This window comes from Roseateles sp. DB2, assembly GCF_051857535.1.
Taxonomy (GTDB): Bacteria; Pseudomonadota; Gammaproteobacteria; order Burkholderiales; family Burkholderiaceae_C; genus Roseateles_B.
This window is the reverse complement of sequence record NZ_JBPZGY010000008.1, coordinates 36740-55684: the sequence shown is the minus strand read 5'-3', so window position 1 is coordinate 55684 and position 18945 is coordinate 36740. Positions and strand designations below refer to the sequence as shown.

17 protein-coding genes are annotated in these 18945 nt (G+C 68.8%); 5 read left to right on the top strand and 12 right to left on the bottom strand.

Annotated elements, in window-relative coordinates:
- The first annotated feature begins 81 nt into the window (after nt 1–81).
- Nucleotides 82–1071: a hypothetical protein gene (locus ACS5PK_RS13700; RefSeq protein ID WP_439440811.1), complete on the top strand. Its 990-nt coding sequence runs from the start codon at nt 82–84 to the stop codon at nt 1069–1071.
- A 28-nt stretch (nt 1072–1099) separates the two neighbouring features.
- Here the strand turns inward: ACS5PK_RS13700 and ACS5PK_RS13695 are convergent, their stop codons facing one another.
- The gene (locus ACS5PK_RS13695; protein ID WP_439440810.1) at nt 1100–2827 is read right to left on the bottom strand and encodes a diguanylate cyclase; all 1728 of its coding nucleotides are present in this window, start codon (nt 2825–2827) and stop codon (nt 1100–1102) included.
- Nucleotides 2828–2899: 72 nt separating this feature from the next.
- Here ACS5PK_RS13695 and ACS5PK_RS13690 point away from each other — a divergent pair, with 72 nt between their 5' ends.
- Nucleotides 2900–4006: an S-(hydroxymethyl)glutathione dehydrogenase/class III alcohol dehydrogenase gene (locus ACS5PK_RS13690; RefSeq protein WP_439440809.1), complete on the top strand. Its 1107-nt coding sequence runs from the start codon at nt 2900–2902 to the stop codon at nt 4004–4006.
- Nucleotides 4007–4013: 7 nt separating this feature from the next.
- Nucleotides 4014–4877, top strand: a complete 864-nt coding sequence (gene fghA, locus ACS5PK_RS13685; protein WP_439440808.1) for an S-formylglutathione hydrolase — start codon at nt 4014–4016, stop codon at nt 4875–4877.
- Between the two features lie 219 nt (nt 4878–5096).
- Here the strand turns inward: fghA and ACS5PK_RS13680 are convergent, their stop codons facing one another.
- The 3 genes from ACS5PK_RS13680 to ACS5PK_RS13670 all read right to left on the bottom strand — a co-directional run bounded on the left by ACS5PK_RS13680 (nt 5097) and on the right by ACS5PK_RS13670 (nt 8752).
- Complete coding sequence (locus tag ACS5PK_RS13680) at nt 5097–5720, bottom strand: PEP-CTERM sorting domain-containing protein (RefSeq protein WP_439440807.1); 624 nt, start codon at nt 5718–5720, stop codon at nt 5097–5099.
- Nucleotides 5721–5976: 256 nt separating this feature from the next.
- On the bottom strand, nt 5977–7641 hold the full coding sequence (locus ACS5PK_RS13675; RefSeq protein WP_439440806.1) for an alkaline phosphatase family protein: 1665 nt from the start codon (nt 7639–7641) through the stop codon (nt 5977–5979).
- A 112-nt stretch (nt 7642–7753) separates the two neighbouring features.
- Nucleotides 7754–8752, bottom strand: a complete 999-nt coding sequence (locus ACS5PK_RS13670) for a hypothetical protein (protein ID WP_439440805.1) — start codon at nt 8750–8752, stop codon at nt 7754–7756.
- 436 nt (nt 8753–9188) lie between these two features.
- On the opposite strand from ACS5PK_RS13670, the gene ACS5PK_RS13665 reads away from it, so the two are divergent.
- Together ACS5PK_RS13665 and ACS5PK_RS13660 are read left to right on the top strand one after the other, a co-directional pair.
- Entirely contained in the window at nt 9189–9416 is a 228-nt protein-coding gene (locus ACS5PK_RS13665) for a hypothetical protein (protein ID WP_439440804.1), read from the top strand.
- Nucleotides 9413–10138: an HD-GYP domain-containing protein gene (locus ACS5PK_RS13660; protein WP_439440803.1), complete on the top strand. Its 726-nt coding sequence runs from the start codon at nt 9413–9415 to the stop codon at nt 10136–10138. Before ACS5PK_RS13665 ends, ACS5PK_RS13660 begins: the two co-directional genes overlap by 4 nt.
- An 18-nt stretch (nt 10139–10156) precedes the next feature.
- On the opposite strand, the gene sodC is transcribed toward ACS5PK_RS13660, so the two are convergent.
- The 8 genes from sodC to ACS5PK_RS13620 all read right to left on the bottom strand — a co-directional run bounded on the left by sodC (nt 10157) and on the right by ACS5PK_RS13620 (nt 18861).
- Entirely contained in the window at nt 10157–10675 is a 519-nt protein-coding gene (gene sodC / locus ACS5PK_RS13655; protein WP_439440963.1) for a superoxide dismutase [Cu-Zn] SodC, read from the bottom strand.
- A gap of 226 nt (nt 10676–10901) precedes the next feature.
- On the bottom strand, nt 10902–11411 hold the full coding sequence (locus ACS5PK_RS13650) for a DUF4240 domain-containing protein (protein WP_439440802.1): 510 nt from the start codon (nt 11409–11411) through the stop codon (nt 10902–10904).
- Between the two features lie 310 nt (nt 11412–11721).
- Nucleotides 11722–12312, bottom strand: coding sequence for a hypothetical protein (locus tag ACS5PK_RS13645; RefSeq protein WP_439440801.1), 591 nt, complete (start codon nt 12310–12312; stop codon nt 11722–11724).
- Nucleotides 12313–12587: 275 nt separating this feature from the next.
- Nucleotides 12588–12953 (bottom strand): hypothetical protein, encoded by a 366-nt coding sequence (locus ACS5PK_RS13640; protein ID WP_439440800.1) that lies wholly within the window; start codon nt 12951–12953, stop codon nt 12588–12590.
- Nucleotides 12954–13212: 259 nt separating this feature from the next.
- Nucleotides 13213–14478 carry a glycolate oxidase subunit GlcF gene (gene glcF / locus ACS5PK_RS13635; protein WP_439440799.1) on the bottom strand — a complete coding sequence of 422 codons (1266 nt, stop codon included), beginning with the start codon at nt 14476–14478 and terminating at the stop codon, nt 13213–13215.
- Between the two features lie 26 nt (nt 14479–14504).
- A complete protein-coding gene (gene glcE, locus ACS5PK_RS13630) occupies nt 14505–15617 on the bottom strand; it encodes a glycolate oxidase subunit GlcE (protein WP_439440798.1) in 1113 nt (370 codons plus the stop codon).
- 15 nt (nt 15618–15632) lie between these two features.
- On the bottom strand, nt 15633–17132 hold the full coding sequence (locus ACS5PK_RS13625; RefSeq protein ID WP_439440797.1) for an FAD-linked oxidase C-terminal domain-containing protein: 1500 nt from the start codon (nt 17130–17132) through the stop codon (nt 15633–15635).
- 70 nt (nt 17133–17202) lie between these two features.
- Nucleotides 17203–18861 (bottom strand): L-lactate permease, encoded by a 1659-nt coding sequence (locus ACS5PK_RS13620; protein ID WP_439440796.1) that lies wholly within the window; start codon nt 18859–18861, stop codon nt 17203–17205.
- Nucleotides 18862–18945 lie beyond the last annotated feature (84 nt).

Sequence of the window (18945 nt, the reverse complement as noted above, 5' to 3'; positions counted from 1 at the left end):
GCCTCGGGCCCGGCCCGGCAGCGGGATCCTCAGCCTCTGTGCTGTCCGGCCCGCAACATCACAAAGACACCTGAGGGACCCATGAAGATTTCTCGACGCCGGCTGGGCTTCGCCAGCCTGGCTGCTGCGGCGCTGCCGCTGATCTCGGCTTGCGCGCACCGCGGTGAACTGCGGACCCTGGAACTCCCCGCCAAAGACCGTGAACTCGAGGCACAGCCCTTTGGCGCCGTGGACGTGGTGCTGGTGGCTCGGCCGTCGCTGAAGCCCAAGCTGGACTGGTGGGGCTCGACCAATGTCACATCAGTCCGGCAGGTGGAGCTTGAGAATGAGGTCGCGCTCACCATGCGCAATCTGCGTGGCGAGCTGCACGATGTCCTGTACTGGGCCGGCCTGCCAGGGCGGGTCAGCCTGGAGGGCCGGCCTGGCACCCCGGGCCGTACGCATGTGCTGGTGATCGTGCCGATGGAGGCCTCCAAGACGAGCAGTTCCACGCACTTTTCCACCACGGTGGAGCTGCGGCTGATCCAGCTCTCCAGCAAGCACAGCCTGTGGCGTGCTCAGTCCGTCGTCGGTTCCGGGCGCGAGGACGGGTTGTTCGCCCAGTCTGTGCTGACGCAGCTGAAGGCCCTGGGAGTCTCCATGACGCCGAGGGTCCAGGAGCCGGCGCGTGTCGAAGGCCTGCCTGCCCAGCTTGGCGAGACGCTGGCGGCGGTGCAGGCGGCCCTGGGCCCGGGCGCGCTGCTGTCAGCGGAGCGGGAGGGATCGTCCTTGGCGCTCGATGCAGCCGGTGCCCTCATGAAGTTCAACGCCCAGGGGCAACTGATGCACCTGCGGCTGAAGGCGCCGGCCACCGCCACGGTTCGGGGGGTCGCCGTGGGCGATACCCTGTCCTCGGTGCGGAATCGCCTCGGCGAGCCGTCCCGCACGGTGGGTGAGCTTGCGTTCGGCATTCCCGTCGGCGGCCCCAGTACCGTCATCTACAAGGGGCCGGCCTTCAAGCTGTCGTTGGACCTGGGACGCGATGGCATCACGGAGCGCGTGCGGCAGATCCGCCTTGACGCTCCTGACTGAAGCGTTGGGGGTGTGACCCCCAGCGCCTTCACGCGCTGGCCGTCCGCTGGGCTGGCTGTGCGTCATCCTGCTGCGACAGGCGCGGGGCCACCATGAACCGATTGCGCCCCGCGCTCTTGGCCTCGTACAGGGCGGTGTCGGCCCGGCGCACGACGTCCTCGTACAGCGGGTCGCCCTCATCGATGTCTGCCACGCCTATGCTCACGGTCACATAGCCCGCGCCCTTGAAGGCGTGCTCGCGCGTCTTCTGGCAGAGCTTGGCCGCCAGGGCTGCGGCACCTTCCAGGGTGGTGCCGGGCAGCAGCGCCAGGAACTCCTCGCCGCCGAAGCGGCCGATGAAGTCGCTGGCCCGCAGCGAGGTCTTGATCAGCGCGGCGAACTCCATCAGTACCGCGTCACCGGCGGCATGGCCGTGGGAGTCGTTGATCAGCTTGAAGTGGTCGATGTCCATCAGCAGCACGCAGTAGGGTTGGCGATGCCGCCGGTAGCGGGTGTATTCCTCGTGGAGCCGGGCATTGAGGTGGCCGCGATTGTGAAGCCCTGTCAGCGCATCGGTCTGGGCCACCCGCGCCAGCTCCGCATTGGCCTGCAGCAACTCGGCGGTGCGCTGCTCGACCCGCGCCTCAAGCTCATGTGCATTGCGCTCCAGCTCCTCGCGCTGGTGGGCCAGGCGCTTGTCGCGCCAGTGAAGGGCCTCCAGCAGCTCGTCCATCTCGCGGGTGGAGCCAGGGTCCTCGCGGTCTGGTGGGGCGACGGGCTGGCGGCTGCGCAGCAAGGTGGCCAGCTGCTCGATGGGGCGGCTCAGGCCCACGGCGATCAGGTAAGCCAGCAGCATGGTCGCCAGGGCGCCGACGCCCCACAGCAGCCACAGGCCTTGCGCCAGTTGCTGCGAGGTGGCCAGCAGCTGGGCCGTGGGCTGGCGCACCAGCACGGTCCAGCCCAGGTCCTGGCCATGCTCGGCCATGGGCATGGGCGTGCCGACCACGAAATAGCGCTGGTCGCCGATGAACTCGTCCACCACGGGCTCGCGCTCCAGCTTCTGCAGCAGCTCGTGTGCCGATTCGTCGAATTCGCCTTCCGGGTAGATCAGCTGGCCGTCGCGCCGGGCAATCATCACCTCCATGCCCTGTGGCAGCACGCCGCTCGCGCCCATGTCCTGGAGCAGATGCTCGAACCAGCGCCAGTGCACATGCGAGCCCATCACGCCCAGCCTGCGGCCGCGTGCATCCAGCAGGGGCACCGAGAAGTCCAGCATGCGCGGAGGTTCGCTGGGATCCAGGGTGCTCAGCTGACGGGCCAGCAGCACAGCGTCATGCAGGTCGCCGATGTAGGGGCTGCTGCGGGCTTCCTGGAACCAGGGACGCTGCGAGACGTCCACCCCCTCCAGCACGCCGTCGCTGGAGACCAGCACCCGCCCCTGGGGATCAGCGAATCCTATCCAGGCGTAATCGCGGAAGCTGCCCTTGAGCTGGCTGAGCAGGGTGCGCAGCGGCCGGGTGTCGCTGCGTGCCGCCAGGGTGGTGGGCAGGGTGGCGATGAAGTCCAGCTCGCGCTGGCGCTGGCGGAGCTGCTCGGACAGCTGGGCTGCGACCGTGCGCGCGCTGTTCTGCAGGCTGCTGGTGCGCTCTTGCATCACATGGCGCGCGAAAACGATGCCGATGTAGGACTGCATGCTCAGCGCGACGATCACGGCCAGCAGGCCGAAGGTCAGCGCCATGCGCAGGCGCAGGCTTCGCCAAGCGTGGAAGAGCCACATGCCCTCAGATTCCTTGGTTCGTCAGCATCCCCTACAGTCGGACCTTCCCTGGAATCCTCAGCAGGAGTGCCCATGAAGACACGCGCCGCCGTGGCCTGGAAAGCCGGCCAGCCCCTCAGCATTGAAACCCTGGATCTTGCCGGACCAAGGGTCGGCGAAGTCTTGATTGAAGTCAAGGCCACGGGCATCTGCCACACGGACTACTACACGCTGTCAGGCGCCGACCCCGAAGGCCTCTTCCCCGCAGTGCTGGGCCACGAGGGCGCGGGCGTGGTGGTGGACGTCGGTCCGGGCGTCACCACGGTGCGCAAGGACGACCACGTCATCCCGCTCTACACGCCCGAATGCCGGCAGTGCAAGTTCTGCCTCTCGCGCAAGACCAACCTCTGCCAGCTGATCCGCGGCACCCAGGGCAAGGGGCTGATGCCGGACGCCAGCTCGCGCTTCTCGCTCGATGGCAAGCCCGTCTTCCACTACATGGGCACCAGCACCTTCAGCAACTACATCGTGGTGCCCGAGATCGCCGTGGCCAAGGTGCGGCCCGACGCGCCCTTCGACAAGATCTGCTACATCGGCTGCGGCGTGACCACCGGCGTGGGTGCGGTGATCTTCACGGCCAAGATGGAGGCTGGCGCCACCGTGGCGGTCTTCGGCCTGGGCGGCATCGGCCTGAACGTGATCCAGGCGGCCAAGATGGTCGGCGCGGACAAGATCATCGGCATCGACATCAACCCCGGCCGTGAGGCCATGGCCCGCCAGTTCGGCATGACCCACTTCATCAATCCCAAGCAGGTTGAGAACGTGGTCGATGCCATCGTGCAGCTGACTGACGGTGGGGCCGACTACAGCTTCGAGTGCGTGGGCAACACCCAGCTGATGCGCCAGGCCCTGGAGTGCACGCACAAGGGCTGGGGCCGCAGCATCATCATCGGCGTGGCCGAGGCCGGCGCCGAGATCAGCACCCGGCCCTTCCAACTGGTGACGGGGCGCAAGTGGGAAGGCTCAGCCTTCGGCGGCGCCCGCGGCCGCACCGATGTGCCGAAGATCGTCGACTGGTACATGGAGGGCAAGCTGCGCATCGACGAGCTCATCACCCACCGCCTGAAGCTGGAGGACATCAACGAAGGCTTCGAGCTGATGAAGCGCGGCGAGTCCATCCGCTCCGTGGTGATGTACTGAGGCAGGCATGAGTGATTCCCTGCGTCTGCTGTCCGAGCACGCCTGCCTCGGCGGCGTGCAGCGCTTTTACGAGCATGCGTCCGAGTCCACCGGCTCGCCCATGCGATTCGGGGTCTACCTGCCACCGCAGGCCTCGGCCGGACCCTGCCCTGCGGTGCTCTACCTTGCCGGACTGACCTGCACCGAGGAGACTTTCGCGATCAAGGCCGGCGCCCAGCGCGAGGCGGCGCGGCTGGGCCTGGTCCTTGTCTCGCCTGACACCAGTCCGCGTGGGACGGCCATCGAAGGTGCGGACGCCGCCTGGGACTTCGGCCATGGCGCCGGCTTCTACCTCGACGCCACACAGGCGCCCTGGTCGGCCCATTTCCGCATGGAACGCTACATCACCCAGGAGCTGCACGCGCTCATGTGCAAGCAACTGCCGGTGCGGGCCGATGCCATCGGCCTCATGGGCCATTCCATGGGCGGGCATGGTGCGCTCACGCTAGCCCTGCGGCACCCGGGGCTGTACCGTTCGGTCTCGGCCTTGGCGCCCATCGTGGCGCCCAGCCAGGTCCCCTGGGGTCGCAAGGCCTTCGCGGGCTACCTGGGCACTGATGAGTCGGCCTGGGCGGCCCACGACGCCTGTGCCTTGATCGCCGCGGGCGGTCGCCTGCCGCCCTTGCTGGTGGACCAGGGCCTGGCCGACAAGTTCCTGTCCGAGCAACTGCAGCCCGAGCGCCTGGAAGCCGCCTGCCGAGCCGCCGGGCAAGACCTGACCCTGCGTCGTCATGCGGGTTATGACCATGGCTACTACTTCGTGGCCAGCTTCATCGGGGAGCATCTGCAGCACCATGCCGCGGCTCTGACATCCCCTGTGACGAAGACCTGACCTTCTTCAGGCGTGTCCTGTCGTTCAATCCCTAAGCTGCCGGCAGTGTTGCCCAGAGCACGCCGGCTCACCCGGGGTGACGGTGGGGCCTGACGGTCCGGTGATCGAACGGACCGGGGGCGCTTCGATGCCCGCTGCGGCTGCCCGGCAGCCGCAGCCTGAGCGATGTCGAGCTCCGTTTCCGCCTTCCGTCGAGCTTCGGGCGAGTGGGGTCCGTGCTCAGCCCGCCCGTCGGCGTCCGCGCAGTCCCAGGCCTGCAACAGCCAGGCTCAGCAGCGCGAGGCTGCCGGGTTCAGGCACGCTGTGGCTGGCATCCAGCACCAGGTTGTCGAAGGCCACGGCGTAGGTTCCGTGGCCGCGGAACTCCACGCTGGTCAGCATGTCGAAGCCGGCCAGGAGGTGGGAGGACCAGAGGTCGGAGGTGCTCAGCATGGTGGACACCGTGCCGCCGCCCACCAGCGTGCCGATCAGCTCCATGCTGCCGGGCAGGTAGCCCCGCTCCCAATTGCCCACGTCGATACTCTTCAGGGAGAAGGGCTGCGGGCCCGTCAGCTTGATGGCCGTGCCGGCATAGCAGGTGGAGTCGTAGGCGCAGAAGACAAAGGTGGCGCTGCCATTGGAATTGGAAGCGTACTTCCCGAAGATGCCGTCCGAATAGGGGCTGGGCGCGAGATTGACCAGCTGATAGCTGGCCTCCGTATAGGGCGTGCCGGGCACGACCTGGCCGCTGTCATCCGCTACGCCCTCAAACCCCATGGTCACGGGAGCGGCGCTGGAGAGCGCCGGGATGGCGCTGAATGTGAAGGCGGCCAGAGCCGCACAGGCAGTGCTGAGTTTGCGCATGGGAACCCCCTGATTTGTGGCGTTGAAGCCCGCATGCTCCCGGCCAGCCGGGGAGCCGTCAAGGCGAGCTCGGGCGGGCCCGCCGCGCTTAAGCAAAAGCCAGGCCACTACGGGTTGATGCAGTGAAATCAGTGACTTGCCTGCGTCGATGCGTTGACCTGTGGCAGGCTTGTCATGGGAGTTGGCACAGTGCGGGCAGCAAGTGATCTGCATCTGTGCGCCGCGGGATCACATGGATCTGGCCGGCGCGCCTGCCTCAGTGCTTCAGCCCCGGCACCGGCAAGACCTGACCCTGCGCCTGGGCCGGCGGCGGCAGGGCCAGCATGCGGGCCAGCGTGGGCGCGATGTCGGCCACCACCACCGGCTGCTTCACCTCGCCCTGGCCCCACCAGGCCGGGCCCCAGGCCAGGATGGGCACATGGGTGTCGTAGCGGTAGGGCGAGCCGTGCGTGGTCCCGGTGGTCTTGCTGCTGATCATCCAGCCCGGCTTGACGACGATCTGCAGCGGCGCGGCCGTGTCCGGGTGCCAGGACAGGCGCATGCGGTGCAGGAGCTCCGGCGCAGGCCCCTCACGGCTCAGCTGCGCCCGGGTGAAGGCCGCAGCAATGCCGGGTACCTGCTCGGCCAGCTTTGCTGCCGCGGCATAGACGGCATCGCGGTCCAGGCCGCGGGCCTGGATGCGGGCTTCGTCGAACAGCATGCCCGTGGCCGACCAGTGCGTGACCCACGGACCCTCGCCGTACTGCACCGCCAGGCCGTCGTTGACGGCGCCCATCAGTGTCTTGAGCGGCACGCGGCCGGCATCCCGGCCTTGCGAGCGGGCCCACTCGGGGGTGTCCAGGAAGCCATGGTCCGCCGTCAGCACCACCATGTAGCGGTCCCGGCCCACGCGCTCGTCAAGGGTCTGGAAGAAGGCCTGGAGGTAGCGGTCCAGGTGAAGGAAATGGTCATGCGACAGGCGCGACTCTGGCCCGAAGGCATGGTTGATGTAGTCGTGGCTGGACAGGCTGATGCTCAGCAGGTCGGTGACCTCGTCCTCGCCCAGATGCTCGCCCTGGAGGGCGGCGCGGGCGAAGTCCAGGGTCAGTTCGTCGGCGAAGGGTGAGGGCAGCAGGTTTGCCCAGAAGGTCGGCCCGGGTGCTGCCATGCCCGCGCCCACCACAGCGGGCAGACGATTGCCGTTGCCGCTGTCGGACTGCCAGGGCTGGCCGTCCGGCACCGAGCGGTCGTAGGCCTGGGGATCCTTCAGCAGGGGCTCCCAGCTGCGGCCGAAGTAGCGGTCGGCCGGGTGGGCCTCGTTGAAGGCCCGGGCCCAGGCGGGCAGCGCGGGCAGGTAGTAGTCGCTGGTCGAGAAGCCGCCGCTGCTCTGCATGTAGAGGTAGGCCGTGCCCTTGTGCCCGCTGGGCAGGATGGCGCCGCGGTCCTTGCCCGAGATGCCGATCACGCGGGCCTGTGGATGCAGGGTGCGCAGCACGTCGCCCACGGTCTCGACGCGGTAGTTGCGCGGGCTGGTGCCGGCCAGGGCGGGCGTGGTGTGGCCCAGGTAGCGATGGCCCGGGTCGTCGGTGTTGTAGCGATCCTGGCGCGTTTGAGGGTCCACCCACTCGTTGCCGATGATGCTGCTGCGCTGTGGGTAGGCCCCGCTGAGCATCACCGAATGCCCGGCCGCCGTGACTGTGTAGCCATGACCATGGTGGGCCTCGGAGAACCACCGGCCGCGGTCCAGGAAGCGCCGGAAGCCGTCGGGCGCCAACTGGTCGCGGTAGGCCAGCACCTGGCGCATGGGCAGGCCGTCCACAGCCATGAAGACCACCAGGCGCGGCGGGGCGGCGGGCGCCGGGGGCGGCAGCGTCGAGCAGGCCTGGAGCAGGCTCAGGCCGAGGAGGGCGGTCAGCGGGCGCAGCGAGGCGAACAGAGACATGGTCAGACGATGGTCAGGGGCTCGAAAGGGTGGCAGTATGCGCCATCGCGCGGCAGGGTGCCGCGCGATGGCGCTGGGCAGGCTGGCCCGGACCGGCGGGCTCGCCTGAGGGTCAATAGTCGGGATGGCAGCGCTTGGTGGGGTTCTGCCAGCTGCACACCCAGGTCCATTTCACCTGGGCCTGCTCGACCATGCCCACGCCAAAGGAGAAGGCGGGCGAACTGAGGCTGAGGTCCAGTACCAGGCCGGTCTCGGTGGTGGTCGCGGGCTCGCCCCCGAACCTGGGCCGGACCTGCACGCCCTGGCCCAGCTTCAGGGTCAGCTGGCTGTTGCCTATCAGGTAGGGCAGGTTGTTCTGGATGTACTGGCCCAGCGGGAAGCTGCTGCCATTGGGCAAGGGAATGACCTTGTCCACCGGCACGAGCTTGTTCAGGCCGCTGAGGTAGTTGGAGGTCCGATCAAAGAGCAGATGGTCCTTGGCCTCGCCCAGAGACTGCTGGGCGGAGGCGACGAAGCCGGCGTCCAGGCGCGAGGTGATCTGCCCGATGATGAAGTCCCCGACGAAGGGCAGGATCCAGCTGAGATTGGAGTCGCAGTCCGTGCTCGACGACACGTCGGCCGTCACGCCGATCTTGTCTTCCTGCAGCTTGCCGTCCACGGCACCGTATTGGCCGGTGATGCTGACGTTGCGCAGGCTCAGGGTGTTCGTGCAGTCGTAGCTGATGATGCCCAGCTTCTTGCCGGTGTAGCGCGTCGCGGCCGTGTAGCTCCAGCCGCTGAGCTGGATGAAGGTGACGCCATTGACCTGTGGGGCGATGGTGAGCGTGGGATCGCCCGTGAGGCTGCCTCGCAGGAAGCTGCCGCCACTGTTGCTGGCCTTGTTGGTCACCGCGGTGTTGAGACCGTTCTGCACGAGCATGGGCAGGCGTTGCATGGCCGCAGCCATCTCGGCCAGCGGGCCGCTGCCATAGCGGTTCTCGGCATAGCTGATGCTGCTGCCGTTGTAGCGGGCAGTGGCGATGTACTGGCTGTTGCCGATGGCGGGGATGATGTCGGCCTGCGCCAGCGTCATGCCCAGGCCGAGTCCGGCCAGGAGAGAGATCTTTTTCATGGTGTGCGGGAGTTGGGGGTTGAGTTGCACCGCATGCCCTGCACGGGCCGGCGGGGTGTCGATGCCACTGGCGGCGGTGTCCTGCAGACCGGGCGTCGTGGCATGGTGGGGAGTGTGTCTAGAAAGTTAGGTTGTGGGGCGGTTCTGAGCAAAAGATTGGTCTGCGGCCCACTCATTCATTGAAGGGTCTGCTGGCGACAGCCCTGTGACAACACCTGGATGGCAGCCGGGACGCGCCAGGGCGCAGAAAGGCTAAGGCGGGCGAAAGAAGGTGCAACTGGTCTTAAATGGTCGTTATCGCCATGCAATTGGTCTCATCCGGGTGGCGCTGGCTTGCGCTGCGCCAGTCCTGACCGCCTCCTGACTGCCGCCAGGACAAGGCTGGCCCGGATGCCGCCTGATCCCCCCTCGTTCCAGCATCGGCCAGGGAGGCTTGATGAGCCAGACGAATGCAGCACCTGCGAGTGCCAATGAGCATGTGGTGGCGGCCATCATGGCCACGGCCGAGCTGCGCCAGATCGTGGCCTCCGAGGACATCGTCGATGAGCACGGCGTCAAGTTCTGGAGCCGGGACCAGCCGGTGTCCCACACCCTGCACCAGCGCCTGCTGGAGCGCAAGCTGCGTGCTCCCATCGAAGTTGCCTGCGCGCCGCCGACGGGGTGACAACGGCCCAGTTGGTCCAGGGCCTGCAGGTGCTCAGCGAGCGCCGCGGTGGCGTCGGCCTGTTGCTGGCGCCGCGGCTTGGCCAGCTGTTGGAGGAGGTGAGCCATCTGCCGCTGCACCCGGCCGCCCAGTTGCTGCTGACGACGGTGCAGACCACGCGTCCCGCCGTCTTCGCCCACGCACTGGAAGCCATGGCCCTGGCGGCGGCCCAGGACTGGGATCGCTACGAGTTGCGCCTGGCCCTGCTGGGTGGCCTGTTGCATGACCTGGGAGAGATGTACCTGGATCCTCGCTACCTCGAAGACGACACGGCCTTTGACGCCGCCGCCTATCGGCATGTGGTCTCGCATCCCGTCGTGGGCCAGCAGCTGATGCAGCGGCTCACCGACTATCCCGAGGCTCTGGGCAAGGCCATCAGCCAGCACCACGAGCGCCTGGATGGCAGTGGCTATCCCTTGCGTCTGGCCGGCGAGGCACTCACGCCGCTGGGGCGGCTGCTGGCCGTGACGGAGGTGCTGATGGGCATCGCCGATTCAGGCCCGGCGGCACTCTCGCGCGCCACGCTGGCGCTGTGTCTGGTACCGGGGGAGTTCGATGTGCACATGGTGGAGCCCATCCAGCAGGCGGCCCATGGCGAGGACGCCGACATCGACCACGAGGAGGCCGACGCCCAGGCCCTGGAGCCTCTGTGGCAGGCGCTGGAGCATGCGCAGCAGGGCTGAGGCCCGGCTGCGCCAGGCTCACTCGATCACACCGCAGGCCACGCGGGCGCCGCCACCGCCCAGGGGCATGGGGTGATCGGCATGGTTGTCGCCGCCTGCATGGACCATGATCGAGCGCTTGTGCACGTCGGCCAGCTTCAGGCGGGGCGCGAGCACCGGGGTGACGGCCGTGCCGTCGGCCGCCACATACAGGGGCGGCAGGTCCCCCAGATGACCGTCGCCCCAGGGCTCGCCGTGCTTCTTCGTGCCCTGCGGATCCAGGTGCCCACCTGCCGCAAGGGCCGGCACCAGCGCCCCGTCCTTCTCGGCGGAATCGCAGGAGGGCTTCTCGTGAATGTGAAAGCCGTGCAGTCCCGGCACCAGCCCCTTCAGCGTGGGGTGGAAGGCGAGGCCGTAGGGCGTCTCGACGATGCGGACGGTGCCAAGGGCGGCGCCGGTGCCCTGTTTCTCTGCCATGTGCAGAGGCACCGACACTTCGGCGCTGGAGGCCGCGGTGGCCGTCAGGAGGCAGGCGGCTGCGACCCAAGCGTTCTTCATGTTCATGCTTACTCCGGGGGCTGGCCAGCGCATGGGTGATGGCTGGCATGAAAGGGCGCGGTTGGCACGCGGACCGTGCGAAGTGTGCCCTGATTGTGGCGGCACGGCTCTGAATCCCACAAGCGCCTGTCCGAACGAGCAGAGCCCGGTGCCGGCAGCGACGGGAGTTGGGTCCTCTGCCTCGGTCGTGCTCCGTGACGACCGAGCGGTCCTCGTCGCACCGGGCTCAGCCGGCAAACTTCTTCGCCAGCTTGGGGAACAGCCGGGGCAGATCGTCTTCTTCCCAAGGCTCGCCAGCGATCTCGGTGCCAGGCCGTGCCAGGGGGGAGGGTGGGAAATGGGCGAAGTCCTCGCCGGTCTTCTCGCACCATATCCAGCGGGCGGCGAGGGAGAAGCCCTCGACCTGGCAGTCTTCGTCACGCTGCACGACCTTGGCCAGGCTGTCCGGATCCTTCACCGCAGCCTCGAAGACCTTTTCTCCCCGGGAGATCAGCCAGCCCTTGAAGTCCAGGAAGCCGTCATCGGAGCAGCCACCGCCGATGAGGTAGGCCGCGCCCCACAGCGCCCAGCTGTTGGCGCGGGCTTCGTAGTCATCGAACCAGTGCTGGAAGCTGACGAGGTCCCCGGCGGGCAACTCGCGCAGCGCCTCGTTGAGAAGGTCCAGATGGGCCTGGGCATCGCCTTGGGCGGCTTTGCGGCTGCGGTCGATGAGGTTCCAGAAGTCGATGGTCAGCATGGCGGGTCCTGGCGCAATGTCCGTGCGACGGGTGCCGGGAAGGACGGTCGTCGCTCCGGCGGATTGTGGCCGATTTCGAGGGGTGGCACGCAGGAGGCAGGTTAGCCTTCCAGCACGGTGCTGCCATGCAGCACGAAGATGGCCGGGAGGGTCAGCGAGCAGCGCCAGGCCTGCGGGCGTGGCGGCGTAGCAAGCCCTTGGCGATATCCGTCCGCGCCGCCTGCTCGCCCAGGTCCAGCGCAGCCTTGGCGTCGTATCGCAACACCCGGATCAGCAAGCGCAGGGCGGCGCTAGAGGCGCTGTCGCTGGCTCAGCTTCGCGCCGCCTGCAGCGCGCGCTTCTCCTTGGCCTCGATCAGGCGCTGGACGATGGTGCACACCGATCGCGCCTGCTCCTCGTTGATGTCCACGTTCTCGATGACCGAGCGCTTGAAGCGGATGGCACACACGGCACCACTGTGCTCGACGAAGCCCAGGGTCAGGGTTCTGTTCAGGAAGTAGTAGAGCAGGGCGAAGACAGTGCCCAGGCCGGTGGTCAACGCCAAGGTGGTCAGTGAAAAACCCTCGCCCGAGGTGTGAGACGAGGGCGCGGCGAAGGAGAAGCCCAGGAAGGCGAAGAGGGCGATGACGGACGCTGCGGCCTTCCAGGGCTTGTGATAGCCGTAGTAGGTGGAGCACACGCTCTGCAGCGGCACCATGCGTGATTCCGTGCCGGCCAGCGAGGCGCTGGAGAACTCGACGCGCTCCAGACCGACGCGGATGGTGGTCGTGGGGTCCACCCCCATCAGCGACAGCAGCCAGGCGATCAGGCCGCCCTCCCGGCCGGTGATGCTCACAAAGGTGTTCTGGCCGTCGACGGGCTTGGTGTCAGCCCGCCAGGCTTTGATGACAAGAGCGCTCAAGTGCAATTCCTCGCTGCGGTGGTGGATGCGCCGGTGGGGCACCGTCGAACGGGGCCCCACCGGGCGGCGAGCGATTGTGCAGCGTCTGTACACGGCCGCGCCGGCCGCGTCGTGATGTTTTCACTCCCCCCGATGGGGGTCAGGTCTTGCTTGGCCCGATCCTCAGGGGCAAGACGCCAGGCCCTGCGCCGGCCCGCATGGCGGGCTCATCCGAGGGCGCCAGGCAGTCTTGTTGCCGGCAGGGACCGAGGCAGGATCTGACCCTGCTCAGCCAGTCAGGCCGTTGCCCTCTCTGCCCGCAAGGCCAGTTGCGTCCAGACCGCTCCCGCGAAATCCGCCAGGCCGAACACCACCAGCACGGGGCTGGCCAGCCCAAGGCCTGCGAAGGCGGCGAAGGCCACGAGCACCAGGACGCGCGAATAGACGGAGGCCTGGAAGAAGGCCCGGGCCTCACACTTGGCAGCGTAGACGTAGTAAACGCCGATGTTGAAGGCCAGCAGGCCGACGACGCGAATCCAGACCTCCGAGGTCGGCGGCATGCCGAACACTGAGAGCAAGAGGTTGGGCGCCAGCACCAGGCACAGGCCCAGGACGATCACGTAGAGGCCGAAGGCTTTGACGGTGAAGGCAGGCTTGGACATGCGGGCTCCGAGGGGCAGGTGGTGGTGCCCCGGATTCTTGCAGGCCTGGCCGCGGTCTGGGTCGACCCGACGCCCGGGGCAGCACTTTCGGCCGCGAGCGGCAGGAGGGCTTGCGCGTGCTCAGGCCGTGCGCACACGTGCAGGTACAACGAGCAGGCACAACGAGCAGGCACACAGTCGCCAGCATTGACAGCGCGCCAGCCAATGGCTGGCATGGTGTGCCGCTTTCCGAATGGACGAGGTCCGCCCGTCGCGGCCTTCAGGCCCCGCCCAAGGCCTCGTCCAGCACCTCCACCCAGTGCCGCACCGGCTGCTCGGTGCCGGACTGCAGATGCTGGATGCAGCCGATATTGCCCGACACCGTGCAGTCCCCCTGCAGCGGCGCCAGGGCGGCGAGCTTGCGGTCACGCAGCTGGTGGGCGAGCTGGGGCTGCAGCAGGGAGTAGGTGCCGGCCGAGCCGCAGCAGAGGTGGCTTTCGGTGCGGGAGACCTGGATGTCGAAGCCAAGCGCGCGCATCAGGGCCTCGACGCCGCCCTTGAGCTGCTGGCCGTGCTGCAGGGTGCAGGGCGGGTGGTAGGCCAGGCGGGGCTTGGGGCCCGGCACGGCCTGTGCCTTCGCCAGGGCCTGCTGCAAGGCGCCGGTCTCGGGCGCCAGCAGCTCGCTGACGTCCTTGCACAGGGCGCTGATGCGGGCCGCGCGCTCGGCATAGGCGGGGTCGTGGGCCAGCAGCCGGCCGTAATCCTTGACCATCACGCCGCAGCCCGAGGCATTCATCACCAGGGCCTCGACCGGGCCGCCGCCGGCCAGACCCTCGACCAGGGGCCACCAGGCGTCGACGTTGCGGCGCATGTCGTCCAGGCCGCCGGCCTCGTCGTGCAGATGGGCGCGGATGGCGCCGCAGCAGCCGGCGTCGTCGGCCACCAGGGTCTGGATGCCGATGGCGTCCAGCACGCGGGCGGTGGCGGCGTTGATGTTGGGCATCAGCGACGGCTGCACGCAGCCCAGCAGCATCAGCATCTTGCGCGGGTGGCTGCGGGTGGGCCACTGGTGGGCGCGTGGGCCGGCCTTGGGCGGCAGCTTCTCGCGCAGGGCCACGGGCACGAGCGGCCGCAGGGCCTGGCCCAGCCGGGCGGCCGCAGGGAAGACCGGCGAGGTCAGGCCCTCGCGCAGCAGCCAGTGCACGGCACGCTCGGTGGAGGGCCGGGGCACCTTGCGGTCCACGATCTCGCGGCCGATCTCCAGCAGCTGCCCGTACTGCACGCCCGAGGGGCAGGTGCTCTCGCAGTTGCGGCAGGTGAGGCAGCGGTCCAGGTGCGCCTGCGTGGCGCGGGTGGGCTCGGCACCCTCCAGCACCTGCTTGATCAGGTAGATGCGGCCGCGCGGGCCGTCCAGCTCATCGCCCAGCAGCTGGTAGGTGGGGCAGGTGGCGGTGCAGAAGCCGCAGTGCACGCAGCGGCGCAGGATGGCCTCGGCTGCCTCGCCGGCGGTGGTGTTCAGGAATTCGGGGGCGAGGCGGGTCTGCATGGTCCGGGGGCGCTCCGTGGGGACGCTCAGAAGTCGGGGTAGAGCCGGCCGCGGTTGAAGACGCCGGCAGGGTCGAAGGCGGTCTTGAGATCGCGGTGGATGCGGGCCAGCGGCGCGCTCAGGGGGCTGAACACGCCGTCGGACTTGTCCAGCGCGCGGAACAGCGTGGCGTGGCCGCCGGCCTGCGCGGCCAGCTCGCGCAGCTGCGCCGCGGGCAGGGGGGTGGTCACCCAGCGCTGGGCGCCGCCCCACTCGATCATCTGCTCGCCGGGGATGCGCAGGCTGGGCGCCGTCTGCGGGAGCGAGAGCCGCCACAGCTTGGCACCCCCCTGCACCGCGCGGTGGGCGCCAACGAAGAACTCGTCACTGTGGTCCCGCAGCCCGCGCCAGAAGCCGGCGGCCAGGTCCTCGGGGATCAGCTCGCCGCCCAGCTCGCGCCGGGCGGCGGCCACGGCGCGCTCGGCACCGGCCAGCTCCAGCACCAGGGCGCCGTCCCAGGCCGCGCTGGCACGCAGGGGCAGGGGCAGGCCGGACCAGCGGTTCATCTGCTGCAGGGCCTCGGCCTCGGGCATGTCGAAGCGCAGGGTGCAGCGCGCCACCGGCAGGGGCAGGACCTTCAGCGAGACCTCGACGATCACGCCCAGCACGCCCAGGCCGCCGCACATGAGGCGGGGCAGGTCGTAGCCGGCCACATTCTTCATCACGGTGCCGCCGAAGCTCAGCAGCTCGCCGCGGCCGTTGATCATGGTGAGGCCCAGTACATGGTCCCGCAACGAGCCCTGGGTGGCGCGCGAGGGCCCCGAGAGCCCGGCCGCCATCATGCCGCCTACGGTGCCGCGGCCCTCGAAGCGGGGCGGCTCGAAAGCCAGGTGCTGGCCCTGTGCGGCAAGCAGGGCTTCCAGCTCGGCCAGGGGCGTGGCGGCCTTGGCCGTCACCACCAGCTCGCTGGGCTCGTAGGCGCTGATGCCGCTGAGCCCAGGCAGCAGGGTCAGGTCCAGCAGCTCGCCCTGCAGCGTGCCGCCGTAGAACTGCTTGCTGCCCTGACCCTGGATCTGCAAGACCTGACCCCGTGCCGCGGCTTCGCGGATGCGGGCCTGCAGCTGACCCAGGTCGGCCGGCGCGGTGCGGGGGGAGGGCATGGCGGATGCGGTCATTCAGAACCTCGGCAGATCAGGGAAGGCCAGCAGGCCTTGACGGACATGCATCTTGCCGTATTCCGCACAGCGCGCATGGCTGGGGATGAGCTTGCCGGGGTTGAGCAGGCCTTGCGGGTCGAAGGCGGCCTTGAAGTCGCGCATCTGCTGCAGTTCCTCGGGGCTGAACTGCACGCACATGGACGAGAGCTTCTCGATGCCCACGCCATGCTCGCCGGTGATGGTGCCGCCCAGAGCCACGCTGGTCTCCAGGATCTCGGCGCCGAAGCGCTCGCAGCGGTCGAGCTGGTCGGGGTCGTTGGCATCGAAGAGGATGAGCGGGTGCAGGTTGCCGTCGCCCGCGTGGAAGACATTGGCGCAGCGCAGGCCGTACTTCTTTTCCATCTCGGCGATGGCCAGGAGGATGTCGGCCAGGCGCTTGCGCGGGATGGTGGAGTCCATGCACATGTAGTCCGGGCTCAGGCGGCCCGAGGCCGGGAAGGCGTTCTTGCGGCCGCTCCAGAAGCGCAGGCGCTGGGCTTCGTCGGCGCTCACCGAGATCTGCGTGGCGCCGCTGGCCCGCAGCACGGCGCTCATGCGCTCGATTTCCTCCTCGACCTCGTCCGGCGTGCCGTCGCTCTCGCACAGCAGGATGGCCTCGGCGCTGAGGTCGTAGCCGGCGTGGACGAAGTCTTCCACCGCGGCGGTCATGGGCTTGTCCATCATCTCCAGGCCGGCCGGGATGATGCCGGCGGCGATGAGGTCGGCCACGGCCTGCCCGGCCTTGCGCACGTCGTCGAAGCTGGCCATGATGCAGCGCGCCAGCACGGGGCGGGGCAGCAGGCGCACCGTCACCTCGGTCACCACGGCCAGCATGCCTTCGCTGCCGACCACGGTGGCCAGCAGATCAAGACCTGGCACGTCCAGGGCCGCGGAGCCGAATTCCACGGCCTCGCCGCGCACCGTGTAGCCCTTCACCCGCAGCACGTTGTGCAGCGTCAGGCCGTACTTGAGGCAGTGCACGCCGCCGGAGTTCTCGGCGATGTTGCCGCCGATGGTGCAGGCGATCTGGCTGCTGGGGTCCGGCGCGTAGTAGAGGCCCAGGGGCGCTGCCGCCTCGGAGATGGCCAGGTTGCGCACGCCGCACTGCACGCGGGCAGTGCGGGCGAGGGGGTCGATGTCCAGGATCTGGTTGAGCCGGGCCAGCGAGAGCACCAGCCCGTCAGGATGCGGCAGCGCGCCGCCCGAGAGGCCTGTGCCTGCGCCGCGCGCCACCACCGGAATCTCCAGTTCGAGACAGCAGCGCAGCACGGCGGCCACCTGCGCCTCGGTCTCGGGCAGGGCCACGGCCAGCGGGCGGGCGCGGTAGGCGGAGAGGCCGTCGCACTCATAGGGCGTGGTCTCTTCCGCCTGCCACAGCAGGGCGTGGGCGGGCAGCAGGGCGCGCAGGGCCTGCACCAGGCGGTGCTGGCGCTGGCTGCGCTCGGCGGGGGAGAGCGTGACGGCGTCGTTCGCGTTCATGGCAGGGGCTTCGTGCAGGGGGCGGGGCTCAGTGCAGCACTGTAGCCCCGCCTCGGGGCGCGGCGGCGACTCACCACACCATCCAGGTGAAGGGCGGCACATAGGCCTGCAGCGTGACGAGAATCCCCACCAGGCAGGCCAGGGCGATGCTGTGGAAGAAGACGTAGCGCAGGATGTCGCCCTCGTGGTTGAACCAGCGGGTGGCGGTGGAGGCCACGACGATGGACTGCGCGTCTATCATCTTGCCCATCACGCCGCCCGAGCTGTTGGCAGCGCCCATCAGGTTGGGATTGAGGCCCAGTTGCTCGGCCGCCACCTTCTGCATGCCGCCGAAGAGCACGTTGGACGCCGTGTCCGAGCCCGTCAGCGCCACGCCCAGCCAGCCCATCAGCGTGCCGAAGAAGGGGTAGAGCACGCCGGTGCCGGCAAAGGCCAGGCCCAGCGTCGTGTCCAGGCCGCTATAGCGCGTCAGCGTGCCCAGGGCCAGCATCAGCACGATGGTCAGCAGCGAGGTGCGCACCAGCCAGACCGTCTTGAAGAAAGTGCGCACCAGGGCCGGGAGGCCGTAGCCCATCACCAGGCCGCCGACGATCGCGGCGACGAGAATGCCCGTGCCGGTGGACGACAGCAGGTTGAACACGTATTCGGCCGCTTCGTTGTGCGGCGTCGGCACCACGGGGGCGACCTTCTGCACCAGCTTGTGCAGGCCCTCGATGGCGAACTTGGGCGCGAAGATCCCGTTCAGCGCGTTCTTGGTGGCCGGCAGGCCCCAGGCGAAGACGAAGACGGTCAGGATCACCCAGGGCGTCCAGGCCTTGATGACGGCGCCGCGCGGGTGCACCTGCGGCTTCTGCGGCGGCAGGGCGGTGCCGCCGTCCTTCTCATGGCCCTTCAGCGAGACGGAGGTCCACACGGTCTTCGGCTGCCAGACGCGCAGGAAGCCCACCAGGCAGCTCATGGAGACCATGGCCGCGATCACGTCCACCAGCTCCGGGCCGATGAAGTTGCTCACCAGGTACTGCGGGATGGCGAAGGAGAGGCCGGTCACCAGGATGGCGGGCCAGATCTCCATCATGGCCTTGCGACCGGCGAAGGCCCAGATCAGCCAGAAGGGCACCAGCAGCGAGAAGAAGGGCAGCTGGCGACCGATCATGCCGGAGACGGCCATCAGGTCGTAGCCATGCACCTTGGCCAGCGTGATCACCGGCGTGCCCAGGGCCCCGTAGGCCACGGGCGCGGTGTTGGCGATCAGCGAGAGGCCCGAGGCGGCCAGGGGCGAGAACCCGAGGCCGATCAGGATGGCCGCCGTCACCGCCACCGGCGTGCCGAAGCCGGCCGCGCCCTCGAAGAAGGCGCCGAAGGCGAAGGCGATCAGGAGCAGCTGCAGACGCCTGTCCTGCGTGATGCCGGCGATGGAATCCTGCAGGACCTTGAAGCTGCCGTTCTGCTCGGTCAGCTGGTGCAGGAAGATGATGTTCAGCACGATCCAGCCGATGGGCAGCAGGCCGGTGAGCCCGCCCAGCAGCGCGGCCCGCGTGGCCATGCCCGCCGGCATGCCGAAGGCCACGATGGCGATCAGCATCGCGCTCGCCAGGCCGGCCGCCGCAGCCACATGGGCCTTGAGGTGAAACACGCCCAGGCCCAGCAGCATGACGACCACCGGGATGGCGGCCACCAGCGTGCTGAGCAGCATGTTGTCAAAGGGGTTGTAGACCTGTTGCCAGACCATGGTTGTCTCCAGTCGCTCTTGTGGTGGGCTCTGGGGAAGGAGCCGCTGGGGAGCGATGGTGCGGGGGCAGGGCCGCGCGCTGCG